The following is a 20,751-nucleotide window of genomic DNA, read 5'->3' on the forward strand; positions in this document are numbered from 1 at the left end:
GAACGAAGAACTCACCGGTCCTGGACGTACGACTCTCGGGACCTGGAGGTACGACTCTCGGGGCCCGGGTGTTGGACTCTCGGGGTGTGAGCGCATGACTCGCGGGGTGTGAGCGCATGACTCGCGGGGGTGGGGGTGTGGCTCGCGGGGGTGGGAGTGGGCTTGGGTTCCGCGTGGGGTTCGGTGGGGCCTAGGCTGGTGTCGGGTGGCCGGGGCGCGTGTCCGCTTTTGTGCACGCTCACCAAGTCGTTAAGAGCACGTTGCGGGCAGGTCTTGACGTGATGAATGTTAGCGATAACACTCACTGTCCATGGCGAGCGAACCGTTGGTGGTGGGTGTCGACTTCGGCACGTTGTCCGGTCGCGCGGTGGTGGTGCGGGTGCGCGACGGGGCCGAGTTGGGCACCGGCGTGCACGACTACCGGCACGGCGTGCTGGACCGGGCGCTGCCCGACGGCACCCCCCTGCCCCCGGAGTGGGCCCTCCAGGTGCCCCAGGACTACGTGGACGTGCTCAGGCACGCCGTCCCGGCGGCGCTGGCCGACGCGGGGGTGGACCCGGCGGACGTGGTCGGCATCGGCACCGACTTCACCGCCTGCACGATGGTGCCGGTCAGGTCGGACGGCACGCCGCTCAACGAGCTGCCGGAGTTCGCGGGCACCCCGCACGCCTACGTCAAGCTGTGGAAGCACCACGCCGCCCAGGGGCAGGCCGACCGGATCAACGCCCTGGCCGAGGAGCGCGGCGAGGCGTGGCTGCCCCGTTACGGCGGGTTGATCTCCTCGGAGTGGGAGTTCGCCAAGGGCCTCCAGCTGCTGGAGGAGGCGCCCGACGTCTACGCGGCGGTCGACCACTGGGTCGAGGCCGCGGACTGGATCGTCTGGCAGCTGTGCGGCCAGTACGTGCGCAACGCGTGCACGGCCGGTTACAAGGGCATCTACCAGGACGGGTACCCCTCGCGGGAGTTCCTGGCGGCGCTGAACCCGGACTTCGCGGACTTCGTGGCCGACAAGCTGGACCACCCGCTGGGCCAGCTGGGCGACCGGGCGGGCGGGCTGACCGAGGAGGCCGCCGCCTGGACCGGGCTCATGCCGGGCATCGCGGTGGCGGTCGGCAACGTCGACGCGCACGTCACCGCCCCCGCCGCGCAGGCGGTCGAGCCGGGGCAGATGGTCGCGATCATGGGCACCTCGACGTGCCACGTGATGAACGGCGCGGAGCTGCGCGAGGTGCCCGGCATGTGCGGGGTCGTGCCGGGCGGCATCGTACCGGGCCTGTGGGGCTACGAGTCGGGGCAGAGCGGCGTGGGCGACATCTTCGCCTGGTTCGTCGAGCACAACGTGCCGCCCGCCTACCACGAGCAGGCGCGCGAGCGCGGTGTCTCGGTGCACGAGCTGCTGACCGAGCTGGCCGCCGGGCAGGCCATCGGCGAGCACGGCCTGATCGCGCTGGACTGGCACAGCGGCAACCGGTCGGTGCTGGTGGACCACGAGCTGTCCGGCCTGGTCGTCGGCCAGACGCTGGCCACCCGCGCCGAGGACACCTACCGGGCGCTGCTGGAGGCCACCGCCTACGGCACCCGGGTGATCGTCGACTCCTACACCGACGCGGGCATCCCGGTCACCGAGCTGGTGATCGCGGGCGGCCTGGTGAAGAACCGGCTGCTGATGCAGATCTACGCCGACGTGCTGGACATGCCGCTGTCGGTGATCGGTTCGGAGCAGGGCCCGGCGCTCGGGTCGGCGCTGCACGCGGCGGTCGCCGCGAAGGCGCACGAGGACATCCACGCCGCCGCGCGGGCCATGGGCTCGGTGCGGCGCGGGGTGTTCCGGCCGATCCCGGAGAACGTCGAGGCGTACGAGCGGCTGTTCGTCGAGTACCAGGAGCTGCACGACCACTTCGGGCGCGGCGCGAACGAGGTCATGCACCGGCTCAAGGCGCTGCGCCGCGCGGTCAAGGAGGGGAAGTAGATGACCGCAGTGGAGGACCTCCGGCGCACGGTCGCCGACCTGCACCGCGAGCTGACCCGCTACGGGCTGGTCATCTGGACCGCGGGCAACGTGTCCGCGCGGGTGCCGGGGCAGGACCTGATGGTGATCAAGCCGTCGGGCGTGTCCTACGACGAGCTGACTCCCGCGGCGATGGTCGTGACCGACCTGCACGGGAACCTCGTGGAGGGCGACTACGCCCCGTCCTCGGACACCGCCGCGCACGCCTACGTGTACCGGCACATGCCCGAGGTGAACGGCGTGGTGCACACGCACTCCCCGTACGCGACGGCGTGGGCGGCGCGGGGCGAGCCCATCCCCTGCGTGCTCACGATGATCGCGGACGAGTTCGGCGGGGACGTCCCGGTGGGGCCGTTCGCGCTCATCGGCGACGACTCGATCGGCCGCGGCATCGTGGAGACGCTGCGCGCGAGCCGGTCCAAGGCGGTGCTGATGAAGGGCCACGGCCCGTTCACCATCGGCAAGGACGCCCGCTCCGCGGTGAAGGCGGCGGTGATGCTGGAGGACGTCGCGCGTACCGTCCACTTCGCACACCAGCTCGGGACGCCCGAGCCGATCGAGCAGCACCACGTCGACAGCCTGTACGCGCGCTACCAGAACGTCTACGGGCAATGAGCCCACGAGGGGAGCCCCGCATGTCCTCTGCTGCGAAGCCGCAGGTCTGGTTCCTCACCGGGAGCCAGCACCTCTACGGACCGGACACGCTCGACCAGGTCGCCCAGCAGTCGCAGCAGATCCAGCGCATGCTCACCGAGTCGGGGAAGCTCTCCGCCGAGGTGGTGTGGCAGCCGGTGCTGACCGACACCGGGGCCATCCGCGACGTGATGCTCGCGGCGAACTCGGACCCGGCGTGCATCGGCGTCATCGCGTGGATGCACACGTTCTCGCCCGCGAAGATGTGGATCACGGGCCTGGACGTGCTGCGCAAGCCGCTGCTGCACCTGCACACGCAGCTCAACCAGGCGCTGCCCTGGTCGAGCATCGACATGGACTTCATGAACCTCAACCAGGCCGCCCACGGCGACCGCGAGTTCGGGTTCATCCAGACCAGGTTGGGCGTGCCGCGCAAGACGGTCGCGGGCCACGCGTCCGACCCGGTGCTGGCCGAGCGGATCGACGGCTGGGTACGGGCCGCAGCCGGCCGCAGTCACCTGAACGGGTTGAAGTTGGCCCGGTTCGGCGACAACATGCGCGGCGTCGCGGTGACCGAGGGCGACAAGGTGGAGGCCGAGCTGCGGTTCGGCGTCAGCGTCAACACCTACGGCGTCAACGACCTGGTCGAGGTCGTGGACGCGGTGGCGGACGACGAGGTCGACCTGCTGGTCGCCGACTACGCCGACGCCTACCGGCTCGCGCCGGGGCTGGCGAAGGGCGGGGAGCGGCACGACTCGCTGCGCTACGCGGCCCGCGTCGAGGCCGGCCTGCGCCGCTTCCTCACCGACGGCGGGTTCGGCGCGTTCACCACGAACTTCGAGGACCTCGGCGGCCTGCGGCAGCTGCCCGGCCTGGCCGTGCAGCGGCTGATGGCCGACGGCTACGGCTTCGGCGGCGAGGGCGACTGGAAGACCTCGGCGCTGCTGGCCGCGGTCAAGGCGATGGGCGCGGGCACGGGCCGCGGCACGTCGTTCATGGAGGACTACACCTACCACTTCGGCCCCGGCGAGCCGAAGATCCTCGGCGCGCACATGCTGGAGGTGTGCCCGACGATCGCCGCCGACCGGCCGTCGTGCGAGATCCACCCGCTGGGCATCGGCGGCCGGGAGGACCCGGTGCGCCTGGTGTTCGACGCGAACCCGGGTGACGCCGTCGTCGTGGGTCTCGCCGACCTGGGCGACCGGTTCCGGCTGGTCGCCAACGAGGTCGAGGTCGTCCCGCCGGACGAGCCGTTGCCGAACCTGCCGGTGGCCCGCGCGGTGTGGAAGCCCGCGCCGTCGCTGTCCACCTCCGCCGAGTCCTGGCTCACCGCGGGCGGCCCGCACCACACCGTGATGACGCAGGCCGTCGGCGCCGAGACGCTGCGCGACTTCGCGCAGATGGTGCACACCGAGCTGGTCGTCATCGACCGGGACACGACCACCGCGTCGTTCGCCGACCGCCTGCGCTGGAACCAGGCGTACTTCCGCCTGGCGCAGGGTCTGCACTAGCCCACACCGGGCACCATCAAGGGAGAGAGAAACGATGAAGTTTCCGCGGTACGCCGCCATCGCCGCGGCCGCCCTCGTGCTGTCCGCCTGCGGTTCGGCGGAGAAGACCGTCGACCAGCAGAGCGGCTCCACCGAGGGCGCGCTGGTCGGGGTGACCATGCCGACCCGGTCGTCCGAGCGCTGGATCCACGACGGCGACAACATCAAGAAGGCGCTGGAGGCCAAGGGCTACAAGGTCGACCTCCAGTACGCCGAGAACGACATCCCGACGCAGGCCAACCAGGTCGAGAACCAGATCACGAAGGGCGCCAAGCTGCTCATCGTGGCCTCGATCGACGGGACCGCGATCACCTCCCAGCTCGAACAGGCCGAGGACGCGAAGATCCCGGTCATCGCCTACGACCGGCTGCTGCGCAACACCGACAGCGTCGACTACTACGCGACGTTCGACAACTACAAGGTGGGCGTGCAGCAGGCCACGTCGCTGCTCACCGGCCTGAAGGTGCTCAACGCCGACGGCACCCCCGGCACCGCGACCGGCCCGCTGAACATCGAGCTGTTCGCCGGTTCCCCGGACGACAACAACGCCACGTTCTTCTTCAACGGCGCGATGTCCGTGCTCCAGCCGCACATCGACAAGGGCACGCTGGTCGTCAAGAGCGGTCAGACGGACTTCAAGACCGTGTCGATCCTGCGCTGGGACCCGGCGACCGCGCAGCGCCGCATGGAGGACCTGCTGACCTCCACCTACCAGGGCGGCGCCCAGGTGCAGGGCGTGCTCTCCCCGTACGACGGCCTGTCGATCGGCATCCTGTCCGCGCTCAAGAGCAGCGGCTACGGCACCGGCGGCACCGCGTACCCGGTCGTGACCGGCCAGGACGCCGAGGTCGCCTCGGTGAAGTCGATCGTCGCGAACGAGCAGTACTCGACCATCCAGAAGGACACCCGCGAGCTGGCCAAGGCCACCGTGGAGATGGCCGACGCCGTGCTCAAGGGCGGCAAGCCGCAGGTCAACAACGAGAAGGACTACGACAACGGCGTGAAGGTCGTCCCGTCGTTCCTGCTCGACTCGATCATCGTCGACAAGAACAACTACAAGCAGGTCCTGGTCGACACCGGCTACTACACCGAAGACCAGTTGAGGTAGACCGGATCATGTCCGACGACATCCTGGTGATGCGCGGCATCACCAAGCGGTTCGCCGGGGTCACCGCGCTGCGCGACGTCTCGCTCGCCGTGCGGCGCGGTGAGATCCACGCGATCTGCGGTGAGAACGGCGCCGGCAAGTCGACGCTGATGAAGGTGCTCTCCGGCGTGCACCCGCACGGCTCCTACGAGGGGGAGATCGCCTTCGAGGGCGAGCCGTGCTCGTTCGCCGGCGTCCGCGACAGCGAGCGGCGCGGCATCGTGATCATCCACCAGGAGCTGGCGCTGTGCGGCCAGCTGTCCATCGCGGAGAACCTGTTCCTCGGCAACGAGCGGGCGACGCGCGGGTTCATCGACTGGAACCGCACCAACCACGCGGCGGGCGAGCTGCTCGCCCGCGTGGGCCTGCGGGAGAACCCGACGACGCCGGTGGACGAGCTGGGCGTGGGCAAGCAGCAGCTCGTGGAGATCGCCAAGGCGCTGGCCAAGGACGTCAGGCTGCTGATCCTGGACGAGCCGACCGCGGCGCTGAACGACGACGACTCCGCGCACCTGCTCGACCTGCTCGACGGCCTGCGCGAGCAGGGCGTCACCTCGGTGATCATCTCGCACAAGCTCAACGAGGTGAAGCGCATCGCGGACAGCGTCACGATCCTGCGCGACGGCCGCACGATCGAGACGCTGCCCGCGGCGGAGGTGACCGAGGAGCGGATCATCTCCGGCATGGTCGGCCGCGACCTGGAGCACCGCTTCCCGCCGCGCACGCCGCAGGTGGGCGAGGAGGTGCTGCGGATCGAGGACTGGACCGTGCACAGCCCGTCGCAGCCCGACCGGGTGGTCGTGGACCGCGCGAACCTCGTGCTGCGGCGCGGGGAGATCGTGGGCCTGGCCGGGTTGATGGGCGCGGGCCGCACCGAGCTGGCGATGAGCGTGTTCGGCCGCACGTACGGCGTGGGCGTGTCCGGGCGGGTCCTCAAGGAGGGCCGCGAGATCGACACGCGCACCGTCCGCAAGGCGATCCGGCACGGCCTGGCCTACGTCAGCGAGGACCGCAAGCGCTACGGCCTCAACCTCATCGAGGACATCAAGCGCAACGTGTCCGCGGCCGGGCTCGGCAAGCTGGCCACGCGCGGGTGGGTGAACGAGAACGAGGAGTTCTCGGTCGCCGAGCGCTTCCGGAAGTCCATGGGCATCCGCGCCCCGGGCGTCGGCACGACGGTCGGCACGCTCTCCGGCGGCAACCAGCAGAAGGTCGTGCTGGCCAAGTGGATGTACACCGACCCGGACGTGCTGATCCTCGACGAGCCCACGCGCGGCATCGACGTGGGCGCCAAGTACGAGATCTACTCCATCGTCAACGAACTGGCCGCCGAGGGTCGCGCGGTGCTGGTCATCTCCTCCGAGCTGCCGGAGCTGCTCGGCCTGTGCGACCGGGTGTACGCCCTGTCCGAGGGCCGGATCACCGGTGAGCTGACCCGCGCCGAAGCCACCCAGGAACGCCTGATGCACCACATGACCCAGGGACAGACCTCATGACCACCAAGACCGCCCCCGAGGCGGTGAAGGCGCCGGCCGGGCCGCAGCGCCGGTTCACGATCAACATCCGGCAGTCCGGCATCTACGTGGCGTTCGCGTTCATCGTGGTGCTGTTCACGGTGCTGACCGACGGCGCGCTGCTCCAGCCGCAGAACATCTCGAACATCATCGTCCAGAACTCCTACGTGCTGATCCTGGCGATCGGCATGATCCTGGTGATCATCGGCGGGCACATCGACCTGTCGGCCGGGTCGGTGGTGGCGCTGACGGGCGCGATCTGCGCGGTGCTGACCGTGAAGATGGGCGTGCCGTGGTGGCTCGCCGTGCTCATCACGCTGGCGGCGGGGGCGGTGATCGGCGCGGCCCAGGGCTACTGGGTGGCGTTCTTCGGCATCCCGGCGTTCATCGTGACGCTGGCGGGCATGCTGGTGTTCCGGGCGCTGACCCTGACCGTGCTGGGCAACCAGGGCATCGGGCCGTTCCCGGACGAGATCCGCACCCTGGCCAACGGCTTCACCTCCGGCTACCTGGGCAACGTGGGCCTCGGCCCGCTGGGCGGCGCGGACCTGGTGAGCCTGCTGGTCGGCGTGGCCGTGGTGGCCGGGTTCGCGTTCACCCAGTGGCGGCGGCGCAAGGCGCGGCTGGGCTACGGGCAGGTCGTGGACCCGTTCCCGGTGTTCGTGCTGAAGATCGTGCTGGCGGCGGTGGTCGTGCTGGCCGTGGTGGTGCAGCTGGCCCGGTTCCGCAACCTGCCGTGGGTGCTCGTGCTGCTGGCCGTGCTGGTCATGGGCTACTCGGTGATGGCGGACCGGTCGGTGTTCGGCCGGCACGTCTACGCCATCGGCGGCAACCTCCAGGCGGCGACGCTGTCCGGCGTGAAGGTCAAGCAGGTCACGTTCTGGATCTTCGTGAACATGGGCGTGCTGGCGGCGCTGGCGGGCATCATCTTCGCGGGCCGGCTCAACCAGGCCGGTCCGACGGCGGGCGCGTCGTTCGAGCTGGACGCGATCGCGGCGGCGTTCATCGGCGGCGCGGCCGTGCAGGGCGGCGTGGGCAAGGTGGTCGGCGCGATCACCGGCGGCCTCATCATGGGCGTGATCAACAACGGCATGTCGCTCATCGGGTCGCCCAGCGAACAGGTGATGCTGGTCAAGGGCCTGGTGCTGCTCGCGGCGGTCGCCTACGACGTGTGGACGAAGCGCCGCGCATGACCACCTGGTCGGATGATTACTTGATGTAGTGCCGGCGCGACAATCGCCCACATGACCACGTCCGTCATCAGGGTCCTGCTGGCCGCCCTCGCCCTCGGTCTCACCGCGACGCCCGTCGCGGTGGCCGGGGGCGCTCGCGTCGACTACCGCGAGTGGCGGTCGGCGCAGCTCCTCGCGGGCACGCACGAGGGCACCGCGTTCGCGCGCGGCGGCCTGGTGGTGCGCCGGCCGGTCGGCGTGCTGGAGCACGGAGGCCGGCCGTACGAGTACGCCCGGTGGACCTCGCCTCGCCGGGTCACCGGGTTCGACGCCACCCAGGCGGTCGCCTCCTGGAACGCCGACACGCCCGCCGGCACGTGGCTCCAGGTGGAGCTGGGACGGGACGGGACGGGCGGGGGGACGGGCTGGTACGTGATGGGCCGGTGGGCGCTCGGCGACGCCGACGTGCGGCGGACGTCCGTGCCGGGCCAGGACGACGAGCACGGCTACGTCGACGTCGACACGTTCGTGGCGAAGCAGCCGCTGCGGGCCTACCGGCTGCGCGTGACGCTGTACCGGGCCGCCGGGACGACGGCGACCCCGCTGCTGCGGATGGCGGGCGCGATGGCCTCGGCCGTGCCCGACCGCTTCGAGGTGCCCGCGAGCGCGCCGGGCGTGGCGCGGGGGGTCGAGCTGCCCGTGCCCCGGTACTCGCAGAACGTGCACGAGGGGCACTACCCGGAGTACGACGGCGGCGGCGAGGCGTGGTGCAGCCCGACGTCGACCACGATGGTCGTGGAGCACCACGGGCGGGGGCCGACCGAGGACGAGCTGTCCTGGGTGGACCCCGGGCACGCGGACCGCGTCGTCGACCACGCGGCCCGGCACACCTACGACCAGGACTACGGCGGCGCGGGCAACTGGCCGTTCAACACCGCGTACGCGGCGAGCTTCGGGCTCAAGGCGCACGTCACCCGCCTGCGGTCGCTGCCCGAACTGGAGTCCTGGATCGCCCGGGGCGTCCCGGTGGTCACCTCCCAGTCGTTCCGCGAGGACGAGCTGGACGGCGCGGGCTACGGCACGGCGGGGCACATCATGGTCGTCGTCGGGTTCACCGAGGAGGGCGACGTGATCGCCAACGACCCCGCGTCCCCGACGAACGCGGCCGTGCGCCGGGTCTACGACCGCCGCCAGTTCGAGAACACCTGGCTGCGCACCCGACGACACCTCGCGGACGGCACGGTGGCCGGCGGGTCGGGCGGCATCGCCTACATCATCACCAAGTGAGACGCGCGGACGCCGAGGTGGGCGCCCGCGCGGCGCGGGCTTGACGCGGTCGTGCTCCTTCGCTTGACTGGGTGACCGCCTGGGAGCGTTCCCAGGTTCTCCTGCACCCGGACCGCGGGGAGATCCGCCGCCACCTCAGGAAAGCGCTTACCAAGGAGATCGCTCCATGAGATCACTACTCGCCGTGTCAGCGTTGACCGCGGCGCTCCTGACGGTCGGCTCGCCGCAGGCCCAGGCCGCCTGCGGCGACGGGTCGTTCAACGCGGAGGTGACCGGCTCCGGCAGCAGCTGGACCGCGCGCAACGGCAGCCGGACCGTCTACACCGGCAGCAGCCTGCGCGCCGCGATGCAGGCCGCCAACGACAGCCTCACCGCCAACCGCACGTCCAAGGAGCGCATCGTCGTCCGGGGTTCCGGCACCATCCCGGCGGGCGAGCGGTACTCGATGCGCAGCTACACCACGCTCGACGTCTGCGGCACCATCAACGTCTCCGGCTCCGGGTCCGGCGACTACGCCCCGGTCTACGCGCGGGGCGTGAACAACATCGAGATCCAGAACCTCACCGTCACCGGCACGCCGCTGTACGGCATCTTCATGCGCAACGTCGTGAACGTCGCCATCGGCACCGTGACCATGCGCCTGTCGAGCGGTCTCGGCATCCGCATCGACAACCGCGGCGACACGAGCCAGCGCAGCCGCAACATCCGCCTGGACCACGCCTACGTCCAGGGCGCCGGCTCGCACGCCGTGGAGACCTACGGGCTCGACGGGCTCACCATCGGCACCGTCGTGGCGCGCGGCGTCGGCGAGTCGGGCCTGCTGCTCAACGACACGATCAACGCCACCGTCGGCACGGTCGACGCCGACAACGCGGGCTCGGGCACCGGCTACGCCGCGTTCCGCACCGCCAACCGCAACGGCCGGATCGGCGACGGCTACCCGATCAACGTCCGGGTCGGCCAGGTCATCGCCCGCGGCGGCGGCCGGGGCATCTTCTGCGTCTCGGAGAGCGGCGGGCTCCAGATCGACCGGATCGACATCGCCAACACCGGCGGCAACGCGATCCTCATCGAGAACTGCTACAACGTGAACCTCGCCGCGCAGGGCGGCACGGTCACCGGCCCCGGCGACATCCGGCTCGCGGCGCGCACCGAGTTCCCGGTGACGCGCGACGTCGTCGTGCAGAACCTGCGGGTGACGAACTCCGCCATCCGCGAGAGCCCGTGCGGGACGAACACGACGTTCCGCAACAACACGCTGGTCAACAGCACGCAGAGCGTCTGCTGACGGCCACCGGCCGGGACCACCGGGACGACCTGGGCGAACCGGGTCGCGCGGGCGTCCCGGCCGGTGCCCGCCGAACCGTTCCGTTCACCCCGACCCATCAGTAATCTGCATGGACCCTGGGGCTGGAGGTGGCCGCGTGAACCGGTACGAGCGGCTGAACGCACTGCTGGAGCTGCTGGCCGAGCGGGGCAGGGTCGAGGTCGACGAGATCGCGGCCGAGCTGGACGTCTCCGGGGCGACCATCCGCCGCGACCTGGACCACCTGGCGGGGCAGCGGCTGCTCACCCGGACCCGGGGCGGCGCGGTCGCCCATTCGGAGGTCGCCTACGACCTCCCGCAGCGGTACAAGACCGTGCGCCGCGCGGGGGAGAAGCAGCGGATCGGGAAGGCCGCCGCCGAACGGGTGGGCCGCGGCGCGGTGGTCGGCATGAACGGCGGCACGACCACCACCGAGGTGGCGCGGGCACTGGTGGCGAACGCCGACGTCGAGGGCGACGGCGTGCTCACCGTGGTCACCAACGCGCTGAACATCGCCGGCGAACTGGCCGTGCGGCCGCAGGTGAAGCTGGTGGTGACCGGCGGGGTGGCCCGGCCCCAGTCCTACGAGCTGATGAGCCCCCTGGCGGGCAAGATCCTGGGCGGGCTGAACCTGGACGTGGTGTTCCTCGGCGTGGACGCGATCGACGCCGACGCGGGCGCGTACGCCGACCACGAGGGCGAGGCCGAGGTCAACCGGATGCTCGCCGACCGCGCGCAGCACGTGGTCGTGGTGGCCGACTCGTCGAAGATCGGCGCGCGGGCGTTCGCCGAGATCTGCCCCATCGGGCTGGTGCACGTGCTGGTGACCGACACCGGCGCCACCGAGGACGACGTGCGCCGCTTCGCCGAGCGCGGCGTCGAGGTCGTCCGCGTCTGACGCCGGAGCGGTCCGGCACCCGGTGTCGACAGCCGGCCATGTGATACGCGGGCGTCACCCCTCCGTTGCGGTCCGGTCACGTCGGTATCCGACTTCTTGACGCAGCGCTGTGGCGCGGGCCACAGTGTGCGCCACTTTCGAACGGTCAAACCGCCGTCCGGGTGACCGGTCGTGCGCACTCCGTGACCACAGTGGCGAAGCGGGAAGGACCAGGCCATGGCTCGCCCAGGCGTCCCCGTGACGACCCGCCAGGTCGCCCTGCGCACCGGCGTGTCCCGGCCGACCGTCCCGAACGTTCCCGACGTGCCGCGGCGGGTCGACCCGTCCACCCGCGAACGGGTCCGCCCGGGCTGTCGAGCCGCTCGGCCTGCCGCCGGACCGGCTCGCGTCCGCAGAGGCGGCCGGCGTCGAGGCGGGCGGTCGGGCGACGCGGGCCCTTCTGGAACCCGAAGTCGCACCGGACGCGGTGATCGCGTGGGTGATCCACTTGCGGTAGGTGTGCTGCGTGAAGTGCGCCGCCAGGGGCCGCGGCCGGGCACGGACATCGCGGTGACGGGTTTCGACGACTCGCCGCCGGCGTCCGTTGTGGACGGCGGACCCATCTCTGCGCGGCAACCCGTCGAGAGGTCCGCCCGCACCGCGGTGGACCTGCTCGACAGTGCGAACGGCGATCGGGGAGTCCTGTTGACCGGCGAGGTGGTCAGTCGCGGCAGCGCCCCGATCCGCTTGGGAGAGCAGGACGTGGATCGATGGGAGTCAGCGTGATGGGCGTTCGGACAACGGCGTTGCGACACCCCGTGAGCAGGGGCGTGGCAGCGCTGGGAGCAGCAGTTCTCCTCGCTTCCTGCGGAAGCGGCGGGGAAGGGGGCGAGCAGCCCGCCGGTGCGCTCCAGGGCCGGGGCGAGATCACGTTCGCCACCGGCAAGGACACGTCCGGCAACATGCAGAAGCTCGTCGACCAGTGGAACACCGAGCACGCCGACCAGAAGGTCCGGATCGTCGAGCTGCCGGAGTCGGCCGACGCGCAGCGCCAGCAGATGGTGCAGAACGCGCAGGTCAAGTCCGACGCGTACACGATCCTCAACCTGGACGTGGTGTGGACCGCCGAGTTCGCGGCCAACCGCTGGGTCGTCGAGCTGCCGACCGACCAGTTCGAGCTGGGCGGGTTCCTCGAACCGGCCGTCGACACCGCGAAGTACCGCGACAAGCTCTACGCCGTGCCGGCCTACTCCGACGGCGGCCTGCTGTACTACCGCAAGGACCTGCTCGCCGCCGCCGGCGCGCAGCCGCCCAAGACGTGGGCCGAGCTGATCTCCACCTGCCAGGCGGTCCGGGCGAGCCAGCCCGCCATCGGCTGCTACGCGGGCCAGTTCGAGAAGTACGAGGGCCTGACGGTCAACTTCGACGAGGCCGTGCACTCCGCGGGCGGCGACGTCGTGGACCCCGACGGCAAGCCGGTCGTCGACTCGCCGGAGGCCAAGGCGGGCCTCGACGCGCTGGTGACCGCCTTCCAGCAGGGCGTCATCCCGCAGAAGGCCATCACCTACAAGGAGGAGGAGGGCCGCCGCGCGTTCCAGGCGGGCGAGCTGCTGTTCCACCGCCAGTGGCCCTACCAGTGGAACCTGGCGAGCAAGACCGACGGCTCCTCGCAGGTCGCGGACAAGTTCGACGTCGCCCCGCTGCCCGGCCTGAACGGCCCCGGCAGCTCCACCCTGGGCGGCCACAACCTGGCGATCTCCGCGTTCGGCAAGAACCAGGCCACCGCGCTCGACTTCATCAAGTTCTTCACCGGCGAGGCGTCGCAGCGCTCCAACCTGCTCGCCACCTCGCAGGCGCCGACCCTGGCGAGCCTGTACGACGACAAGGAGCTCATCGCCGAGTTCCCGTACCTGCCGACCCTCAAGGCGTCGATCCTGTCCGCGAAGCCCCGCCCGCAGGCGGTCAAGTACGGCGACGTGACCACGGCGATCCAGGAGGCCGCCTACGCCGCCCTGACCGGCACGAAGACCAGTGACCAGGCCCTGAAGGACCTCCAGGCGAAGTTGCAGGAGCTCATCAAGTGACGGCGGTCGCCCGCCGCGCCCGGGGTGCCACCTCGGGCGCGGGGCGACTCGCCGCGGCGCTGCTGTCCCCGACGTTCGTGGTGCTCGGCCTCGTGGTCGGGTACCCCCTGGTGGCGGCGCTGCGCGAGTCGGTGTTCCAGGAGGGCTCCTCCCTCGACGAGAGCGGCTTCGTCGTGGAGGGCACGCGGTTCGTCGGCCTCGACAACTACCTGTCCCTCTTCGCCGGCGAGGCGGCGGACCGGTTCTGGAACGCGTTCACCAACACCACCGTGTTCACCGTCGTCACGGTGGCGCTGGAGGTGCTCATCGGCGTCGGCATGGCGCTCGTGATGCACCACGCGATCCGCTTCCGCGGCGTCGTGCGGGCGAGCATCCTGGTGCCGTGGGCCGTGCCGACCGCGGTGTCCGCGCTGCTCTGGAAGTGGATCTTCCAGGCCGACGGCGTGGCCAACGCCGTCATCGGGCAGCAGGTCCTGTGGACCACCGAGGGGTGGCAGGCGAAGTTCGCGGTCGTCCTCGCCGACGTGTGGAAGACCGCGCCGTTCGTGGGCCTGCTGGTCCTCGCCGGCCTCCAGATCATCCCGAACGACGTGTACGAGGCGGCCCGGGTGGACGGCGCGTCGCCGTGGCGCCAGTTCTGGGGCATCACGCTGCCGCTGGTGAAACCCGCGCTGCTGGTGGCCGTGCTGTTCCGGGTGCTCGACGCGCTGCGCATGTTCGACCTGCCGTTCGTGCTCATCGGCCAGCGCAAGGAGTCGGTGGAGACGCTGTCCATGGTGGCCTTCGAGGAGGCGTCGAACCTCAGGTTCGGCCCGGCGGCGGCCTACGCGACGGTGCTGTTCCTGTACGTGGCGGTCACCGCCCTGGTGTTCGTCCGGCTCCTCGGGGCCGACGTCATCGGGGCCGCTCGGGAGAGGGCGCGCAGATGAGGGCCGGGGTGAAGTACGCCGGGCTGGGCGTGATCCTGCTCTACTGCCTGGCGCCGTTCTACTGGATGGCGGTGTCGGCGTTCCGGCGCCCCGCCGACCAGTTCGAGCTGACGGTGCTGCCGGCGCCGTTCTCGCTGGACAACCTCACGGCCGTGTTCGCGCCGGGCGTCGGGTTCGGGCGGTCGCTGCTCAACAGCCTCGTGGTGGCCGGCACGACGACCGTGCTGACGCTGGTCATCGGCGTCTCGGCGTCGTACGCGCTGGCGCGCCTGCGCTTCCGGTTCAAGAACGCGGTCGCGGCGCTGATCATCGCCACGTCCATGTTCCCCGGCATCTCGCTGCTGGTGCCGCTGCTGGCGCTGTTCACCGACATCGGCTGGATCAACACCTACCAGGCGATGATCGTGCCCAGCCTGTCCTTCGCGCTGCCGCTCGCGGTGTGGAACCTGACCGCGTTCTTCCGGCAGATGCCCGAGGAGCTGGAGCAGGCGGCGATGATCGACGGCTGCACGCGCGGCCAGGCGTTCCGCAAGGTGATCCTGCCGCTAGCCGCGCCGGGCGTGTTCACCACCGCGATCATCACGTTCATCGCGGCGTGGAACGAGTTCATCATCGCCCTGTCCATGGTCAACGACAAGTCGATGCAGACGGCGACGGTGGCCATCTCCCGGTTCACCGGCGCGTACGGGTTCGACCAGCCATTCGGCACCCAGATGGCGGCCGGCGTGGTCGTCACCGTGCCGCTGGTCGTCGTGGTCCTGCTGTTCCAGCGCAGGATCATCGCGGGCCTGACCGCGGGCGGAGTGAAGTAGGCGCCTCGCGGTTGCTGCGGCCGGTCGTCACGTGTTGGGAGAGCCGTGACGACCGGCCTATTACCCCCTAGGGCACCCTCCACCGCTGGGCCGCCGTGGCGTTGCAGGTGTGGAGCTGGAGCTGGACGCCGTTGACCGTGCTGCTGTTCGGCACGTCCAGGCACTTGCCGGACGCCGGGCTGACCAGCGCCCCGCCCTTCGGCCACCACTGCTGCGCACCCGTCCCGTTGCACGTCCACAGCTGCACCTTCGCGCCGTCCGCCCGCGAGCTGCCGCTCACGTCCAGGCAGCGGCCCAGGGCGCGGACCGTGCCGTCGGGCGCCAGGGTCCACTGCTGCGCGGCCGACCCGTTGCAGTCCCACAGCCGCACGGGCGCGCCGTCGGTCGGACCCGCGGGCTCCGCGTCGAGGCACTTCGCGGCCAGGCCGACGACCGCGCCCGAGCGCGCCCGCTCCGGGCCCACGTCGAACGACGGCGGCGCGTCGGCCGGCGCCGAACCCCAGCCCGACGCCGTCGCGCCCAGCGTGAAGTCGAGCGCGCCGCCCCGCGCCACGAACGACGCGGGCAGCCACGGCCGGGTGGACGCGACCCCGTCCACGCGCAGCGACTGCACGTACTTGTCCACGTCGGACGCCTGCGGCGCGGTGATGGTGATCGTCGCGCCGTTGCCCCGCTTGACGACGGTCGTCGGGAACTGCGGGCTCGCCACCACCAGCTCCGCCCGGCCGGGTGCCTGCGGGTACAGGCCGAGCGCGGCCCACACCGCCCACGACGACATCTCGCCGAGGTCGTCGTTGCCGACCAGCCCCTCCGGGACCGGGGTGAAGATCGACGTCAGCGCGCGGCGCACCACGTCCTGCGTCCGGTGCGGCGCGCCCGCGTAGGCGTAGGCCCACGGCGTGTTGAGCGTCGGCTCGTTGCCCAGGTAGGCGTAGGGCTTCTCCGGCCCGGCGTTCAGCTCGGTGAAGAAGGTGTCCAACCTGGACACGACGGCCGCGTCACCGCCCATCGCGTCGAACAGGCCGCGGTGGTTGTACGGCACCATCCACGTGTACTGCGCGGCGTTGCCCTCGACGTACTCGTTCTCCTGCACGGGGTTGAACGCGGGCCAGCCCAGGTCGGCGTTGCGCGGCTTGAGGTACTTCGCGCCCGACTCGAACAGGTTGCGCCAGTGCTGCGCGCGGCGCAGGAAGGTCTCCGCGGTGGCCGCGTCGCCGAGGCGGGCGGCGAACTGGGAGATCGCGAAGTCGGCGCTGGTGTACTCCAGGGTCGTCGCCGCCGAACCCCACACGTCGGGCAGCCCGGTCGGCACGTACCCGTACTGGTCGAACTGCAACCACCCCGGGCGCTGGCGGACGTCGTGCGCCCCGGCGACCATGCGCCGCAGGGCGTCCGCGGTGTCGAACCCGGTGCCGCCGAACGCGTGCGCGGTGGACACGACGATCGCCATCGGGTCGCCGTTCATCACGCCCGTGCCGCCGTTGGCGACCGTCCACCGGTCGAAGTAGCCGCCCTGCGCGGCCTGGTTGACGGCCGACTGGGCGATGTCGGCGGCCACCTGTGGTGCGAGGAGCGCGACGAGCGCCACCTGCGAGCGGTAGACGTCCCAGCCGGAGAAGTTCGCGTACTGCGTCCGCGAGGTGGTGTGCACCTGCCGGTCGAAGCCGGTGTACCGGCCGTCCACGTCGCTGAACACGTTGGGGTGCAGCAGCGAGTGGTAGAGCGAGGTGTAGAGGGTGCGCAGCTGCGTGGTCGTGCCGCCGGTGACGTCGATCCGGCCGAGCCACCCGTTCCAGGCGTCGCGGGCGGCGGCGCGGACCGCGTCGAACGAGCTCGTGCCGGTCTCGGCGGCCAGGTTCGCCTTCGCGCCGTCGAGGCTGACGAACGAGATGCCGACGCGGGCGGTCACGGTGGTGGCGTCGAACGACACGAACGCCGCCGCCGCGAGCGGGCGCACGTCCTCGGCCGTCGCGCTCGGCGCGGGCACGCCCTGGCTCTGCGCGGTCTTGGGCGCGACGGGCGCACCGCCGGTGCTGCCGCCCTCGACGTGGGGGTCGTCGCGCACCCAGCCGTCCAGCACGGTGGCGGCGGTCGCGAAGGGCCGGTCGAAGGCGACGTGGAAGTGCAGCCGGTACCGGTTGCCCGTGCCGCAGAACCCGCCGCTGTCGGTGTAGCCCGACAGGGTGTCCGCGCCGACGGTGATCGAGCCCGAGGCGGCGTTGAACGCGCGGCCGGCGTCGACGGTGAGCGAGGCCCGCTGCCCGGCGGGGTAGGTGAAGCGGGCGACGCCGGAGCGCGGGTTCGAGGTCAGCTCGGTGCGGATGCCGTTGCCGAACCGCACCGAGTAGTAGCCGGGCGACGCCTGCTCGTCGGCGTGCGAGAAGGTGGAGTGCGCGACGGGGCTCGTGCCGAGCGACGGCATGAACGGGACGGTGCCGAAGTCGCTGCACCCGGGACCGGACAGGTGGGTGAGGCTGAAGCCGCGGATGCGGTTGTCGTCGTAGTGGTAGCCGCCGTGCTGGTGGGTCACCGTGTCGGGGCTCCACTGGAGCATGCCGAACGGCGCGACGGCGCCGGGGAAGGTGTTGCCCGCGCCGCCGCCGTGCCCGAAGTCGGGACCGCCGGGGCGGGTGCCGACGAACGGGTTGACGTGCTGGGCGGGATCGGTGACGGCGAGGGCCGCGCCCGTGCCGGTGATCGGGACGGCGAGTGCGGCCAGGGTGAGGGCGGCGACCGCCGCGGAGCGGAGACGCATGGGTTCCTCCGACAGGGAGAGGAAGCGCTGACAACGTTGTCGGCACCGGATTGTCCCGCGTGGCGCGCCGGTGGCGGAACCGCTGCGCGGGCGAACGCGGTTGGCCCGGCGCTGCTCAACGGACACGATGGGCCGGGAAATCATCCGTATTGATTACTTCAGTGTTTACAGAAAGTAGTCGTGTCGAGCGATCTCACCCGTCCTGGTGTACGGCAGCCGGGTGCAAGGCCTGGAAGCCGTGACGAGTGCCGCACCACCGCCGAAAGTCGTTGCTGGAACGGGTTGTCGTCGCGGATCGCCGTTCACCGCCGCCGCGACGGGGAAACCGTTCTCCCGCAAGGGAAGAAGCGGTGGTCGGGATCGAACCCCCGGTCGCCGCCCGACGGGCGGGGAGGTGTAGAGGATGCGCACTGTTTCGATGAAGGCGGAGCCGGTGGTCCGCAAGGACCGGTGTCGCAACAGGTACTGGTACTGGTCTTACAACGGTCGATGAGCCGCGGGTGTGGGGGGCCACGACCCCGAGCCGAGGTCGTGGCCCCTGCCCGTGTCGCCCTGTCCGTGTCGCCCGTCCCGTGTCGCCCGTCCTGCGTTGTCCGTCCCGCGTTGTCCCGTTCGCGTCGCCCGAGGGGGCCGTCCCGTGCGTTTCCGCCGAGCTACCTGCGTCATGTGCTACTGGCACGGGGGTTCGTTCGTCGTCCACCCCTACCCGGGCGGCACGCCGGTCGCGTTGCACCCGGTGGCGGCGGAGGTGCTGTCCGCCTTCGACGACTGGACCGAACCCGCCAAGGCCGCCGAACTGCTCGGTCACCTCAGCCGCGACACGGTCGACGAGGCGGTGGAGGGCATGTCCCGGACGGGGTTGCTGCTGGCCGAGGACAGCCCCGGTGCCGCGCTGGACGACCGCGTCGCGCGGGTGTGGGAGCACTGGATGCCCGAGGCGTCGTTCTTCCACTACGGCACGCTGCTGTCCGAGGACGACCCGGAGGAGGAGCAGGAGGTGCGGGGCGCGGACGAGCCGCTGCCCGCGATGTTCACCGGCTACCCGGACGCCGAGCGGGTGCTGCTGCCGCGTCGTCCCGGTGACCTGCGCGCCCCGTTCGACCAGGTGCTCTACGGGCGTCGCACGCACCGCGACTTCACCGGTGACCCGGTTCCGCGGGACGTCCTCGCGACGCTGCTGTCGACCGTGTTCGGCCCGGTCGACTTCATCGACTGCGGTCGTGGCGCGCTGTTCCGCCGCACGAGCCCCTCCGGCGGTTCGCGGCAGGAGATCGACGCCTACGTCGGCGCGCTGAACGTGGAGGGCGTCGATCCGGGCCTGTACCACTACAACGCCCGCGAGCACTCGCTGGAGCTGCGCTCGCCGGGGTTCTCGCCCCAGGAGGCGGCGCACCTGTGCACGGACCAGGACTGGGTGGCGGGGGCGGCGTTCCTGGTCGTCCTGGTCGCGGTCGTCGAGCGGATGTCGTACAAGTACCACCACCCGCGTTGTTACCGCGTGTCGCTGCTCGACGCGGGGCACCTGGGGCAGACCTTCGCGCTGACCGCCACCGCGCTCGGCCTGGGTCCGGCGCAGACGGGGGCGTTCCACGACGTCGAGGTGGCGGAGCGCTGCGGGGTGGACGGCACGGGGAGCGTCCCGCTCTACGTGCTCGCCGCGGGGTGGCCGGCCGCGGAGACCCGGTACGCGCCGCCGCCGGCGACGATGGCGACCTTCGGCCACCCCACCACGCTCGCCGTCCCGTCCACCGGGTCAGTGCAGCTCGGCCGCCGCGGCGCGCAGGACGGCGTCGGCGACGCGGGCCAGGGGCGGTGAGTCGAGCTTCCACTGCTGCCAGTGCAGGGGCACGTCGACCGGCCGGCCGGGGGCGAGGTGCACGAGGCCGCGGTGCCGCGCGACCTGGTGCTCGGTGAGCAGGGCCCAGCCCGCGCCGGACACGACGGCGTCCTCGAACACGTGCCCGTCGGGCAGGTGGTGGCGGTGGGACGAGGCGGGGTGGCCGGTCTCGGTGCGGCAGAACGCGTCCTGGAGGTCGTCCTTCTCGTCGAACACGATCACCGGCGCCTCGTGCAGCGGCGTGCCGGCGTCGAGCCGCCGGGCGAACCGCCGGGAGGCGACGGCGTGGTAGCGGATGCTGCCGAGCGGCCGGGCGCGGCAGCCCTGCACGGGTCGCGGCGAGGAGGTCACGGCGGCGACGACGAGGCCCTGGCGCAGCAGGTCGGCGGTGTGGTCCTGGTCCTCGCGGCGCACGGTCAGCACCAGGCCGTCGTCGCCGGCGAGTTCCTTGACCACGCGGCGGAACCAGGTGGACAGCGAGTCGGCGTTGACCGCGACGGCGATCGGGGTGGGGTCCGCGGCGAGGCCGAGCGCGGTGTGCGCGTCGCGGTCGAGGAGGGCCTGCTGGCGGCCGTAGCGGGCGATGACCGCGCCGGACTCGGTGAGGCGGACGGGTTTGGCGCGCACCACCAGCACGCGGCCGGTGCGCTGCTCCAGCTGCTTGATGCGCTGGCTCACGGCGGAGGGCGTGACGTGCAGCGCTCTGGCGGCGGCGTCGAACGTGCCCTCGTCGACGACGGCCAGCAGGGTGCGCACGCATTCCGGGTCCAGCATCACGACTGCTTACGGTACTTGAGGAACTGTAGCTGGTCTTAATGCCGTGCGGTTCCTACCGTTCCC

16 protein-coding genes are annotated in these 20,751 nt (G+C 71.4%); 14 read left to right on the plus strand and 2 right to left on the minus strand.

Translation table 11 applies throughout. From position 1 onward, the window contains the following. Positions 1-310: 310 nt before the first annotated feature. From araB to ACR807_RS28865, 13 genes are all read left to right on the plus strand, one after another. Positions 311-1,969, plus strand: a complete 1,659-nt coding sequence (gene araB / locus ACR807_RS28805; protein WP_438924580.1) for a ribulokinase — start codon at positions 311-313, stop codon at positions 1,967-1,969. After that, positions 1,970-2,623: an L-ribulose-5-phosphate 4-epimerase gene (locus tag ACR807_RS28810; RefSeq protein ID WP_438924581.1), complete on the plus strand. Its 654-nt coding sequence runs from the start codon at positions 1,970-1,972 to the stop codon at positions 2,621-2,623. 20 nt (positions 2,624-2,643) lie between these two features. Next, positions 2,644-4,152, plus strand: a complete 1,509-nt coding sequence (gene araA / locus ACR807_RS28815; protein ID WP_438924582.1) for an L-arabinose isomerase — start codon at positions 2,644-2,646, stop codon at positions 4,150-4,152. Between the two features lie 34 nt (positions 4,153-4,186). Next, entirely contained in the window at positions 4,187-5,299 is a 1,113-nt protein-coding gene (chvE, locus tag ACR807_RS28820; RefSeq protein WP_438924583.1) for a multiple monosaccharide ABC transporter substrate-binding protein, read from the plus strand. Between the two features lie 8 nt (positions 5,300-5,307). Then, a complete protein-coding gene (gene mmsA, locus ACR807_RS28825) occupies positions 5,308-6,834 on the plus strand; it encodes a multiple monosaccharide ABC transporter ATP-binding protein (protein WP_438924584.1) in 1,527 nt (508 codons plus the stop codon). Beyond that, entirely contained in the window at positions 6,831-8,045 is a 1,215-nt protein-coding gene (mmsB, locus tag ACR807_RS28830; RefSeq protein ID WP_438924585.1) for a multiple monosaccharide ABC transporter permease, read from the plus strand. The genes mmsA and mmsB overlap by 4 nt, the downstream gene beginning before the upstream one ends. A gap of 51 nt (positions 8,046-8,096) precedes the next feature. Next, entirely contained in the window at positions 8,097-9,311 is a 1,215-nt protein-coding gene (locus tag ACR807_RS28835) for a C39 family peptidase (protein ID WP_438924586.1), read from the plus strand. Between the two features lie 184 nt (positions 9,312-9,495). Continuing rightward, positions 9,496-10,599, plus strand: a complete 1,104-nt coding sequence (locus ACR807_RS28840; RefSeq protein ID WP_438924587.1) for a hypothetical protein — start codon at positions 9,496-9,498, stop codon at positions 10,597-10,599. A gap of 136 nt (positions 10,600-10,735) precedes the next feature. Next, complete coding sequence (locus ACR807_RS28845; protein ID WP_438924588.1) at positions 10,736-11,515, plus strand: DeoR/GlpR family DNA-binding transcription regulator; 780 nt, start codon at positions 10,736-10,738, stop codon at positions 11,513-11,515. Between the two features lie 474 nt (positions 11,516-11,989). Further along, the gene (locus tag ACR807_RS28850) at positions 11,990-12,280 is read left to right on the plus strand and encodes a substrate-binding domain-containing protein (RefSeq protein WP_438924589.1); all 291 of its coding nucleotides are present in this window, start codon (positions 11,990-11,992) and stop codon (positions 12,278-12,280) included. A gap of 44 nt (positions 12,281-12,324) precedes the next feature. After that, positions 12,325-13,578 (plus strand): ABC transporter substrate-binding protein, encoded by a 1,254-nt coding sequence (locus ACR807_RS28855; protein WP_438924590.1) that lies wholly within the window; start codon positions 12,325-12,327, stop codon positions 13,576-13,578. Further along, positions 13,575-14,507: a carbohydrate ABC transporter permease gene (locus tag ACR807_RS28860; RefSeq protein WP_438924591.1), complete on the plus strand. Its 933-nt coding sequence runs from the start codon at positions 13,575-13,577 to the stop codon at positions 14,505-14,507. The genes ACR807_RS28855 and ACR807_RS28860 overlap by 4 nt, the downstream gene beginning before the upstream one ends. Continuing rightward, complete coding sequence (locus ACR807_RS28865) at positions 14,504-15,319, plus strand: carbohydrate ABC transporter permease (RefSeq protein ID WP_438924592.1); 816 nt, start codon at positions 14,504-14,506, stop codon at positions 15,317-15,319. The genes ACR807_RS28860 and ACR807_RS28865 overlap by 4 nt, the downstream gene beginning before the upstream one ends. A 67-nt stretch (positions 15,320-15,386) precedes the next feature. Here the strand turns inward: ACR807_RS28865 and ACR807_RS28870 are convergent, their stop codons facing one another. Continuing rightward, on the minus strand, positions 15,387-18,074 hold the full coding sequence (locus ACR807_RS28870) for a lectin (protein ID WP_438924593.1): 2,688 nt from the start codon (positions 18,072-18,074) through the stop codon (positions 15,387-15,389). 637 nt (positions 18,075-18,711) lie between these two features. On the opposite strand from ACR807_RS28870, the gene ACR807_RS28875 reads away from it, so the two are divergent. Then, entirely contained in the window at positions 18,712-19,890 is a 1,179-nt protein-coding gene (locus ACR807_RS28875) for a SagB/ThcOx family dehydrogenase (protein ID WP_438924594.1), read from the plus strand. On the opposite strand, the gene ACR807_RS28880 is transcribed toward ACR807_RS28875, so the two are convergent. After that, the gene (locus ACR807_RS28880) at positions 19,828-20,685 is read right to left on the minus strand and encodes a LysR family transcriptional regulator ArgP (RefSeq protein WP_438924595.1); all 858 of its coding nucleotides are present in this window, start codon (positions 20,683-20,685) and stop codon (positions 19,828-19,830) included. The genes ACR807_RS28875 and ACR807_RS28880 overlap by 63 nt on opposite strands. Positions 20,686-20,751 lie beyond the last annotated feature (66 nt).

The sequence above is a fragment of the Saccharothrix sabaoui genome (assembly GCF_051756985.1).
In the GTDB taxonomy this organism is placed as follows: Bacteria; Actinomycetota; Actinomycetes; order Mycobacteriales; family Pseudonocardiaceae; genus Actinosynnema.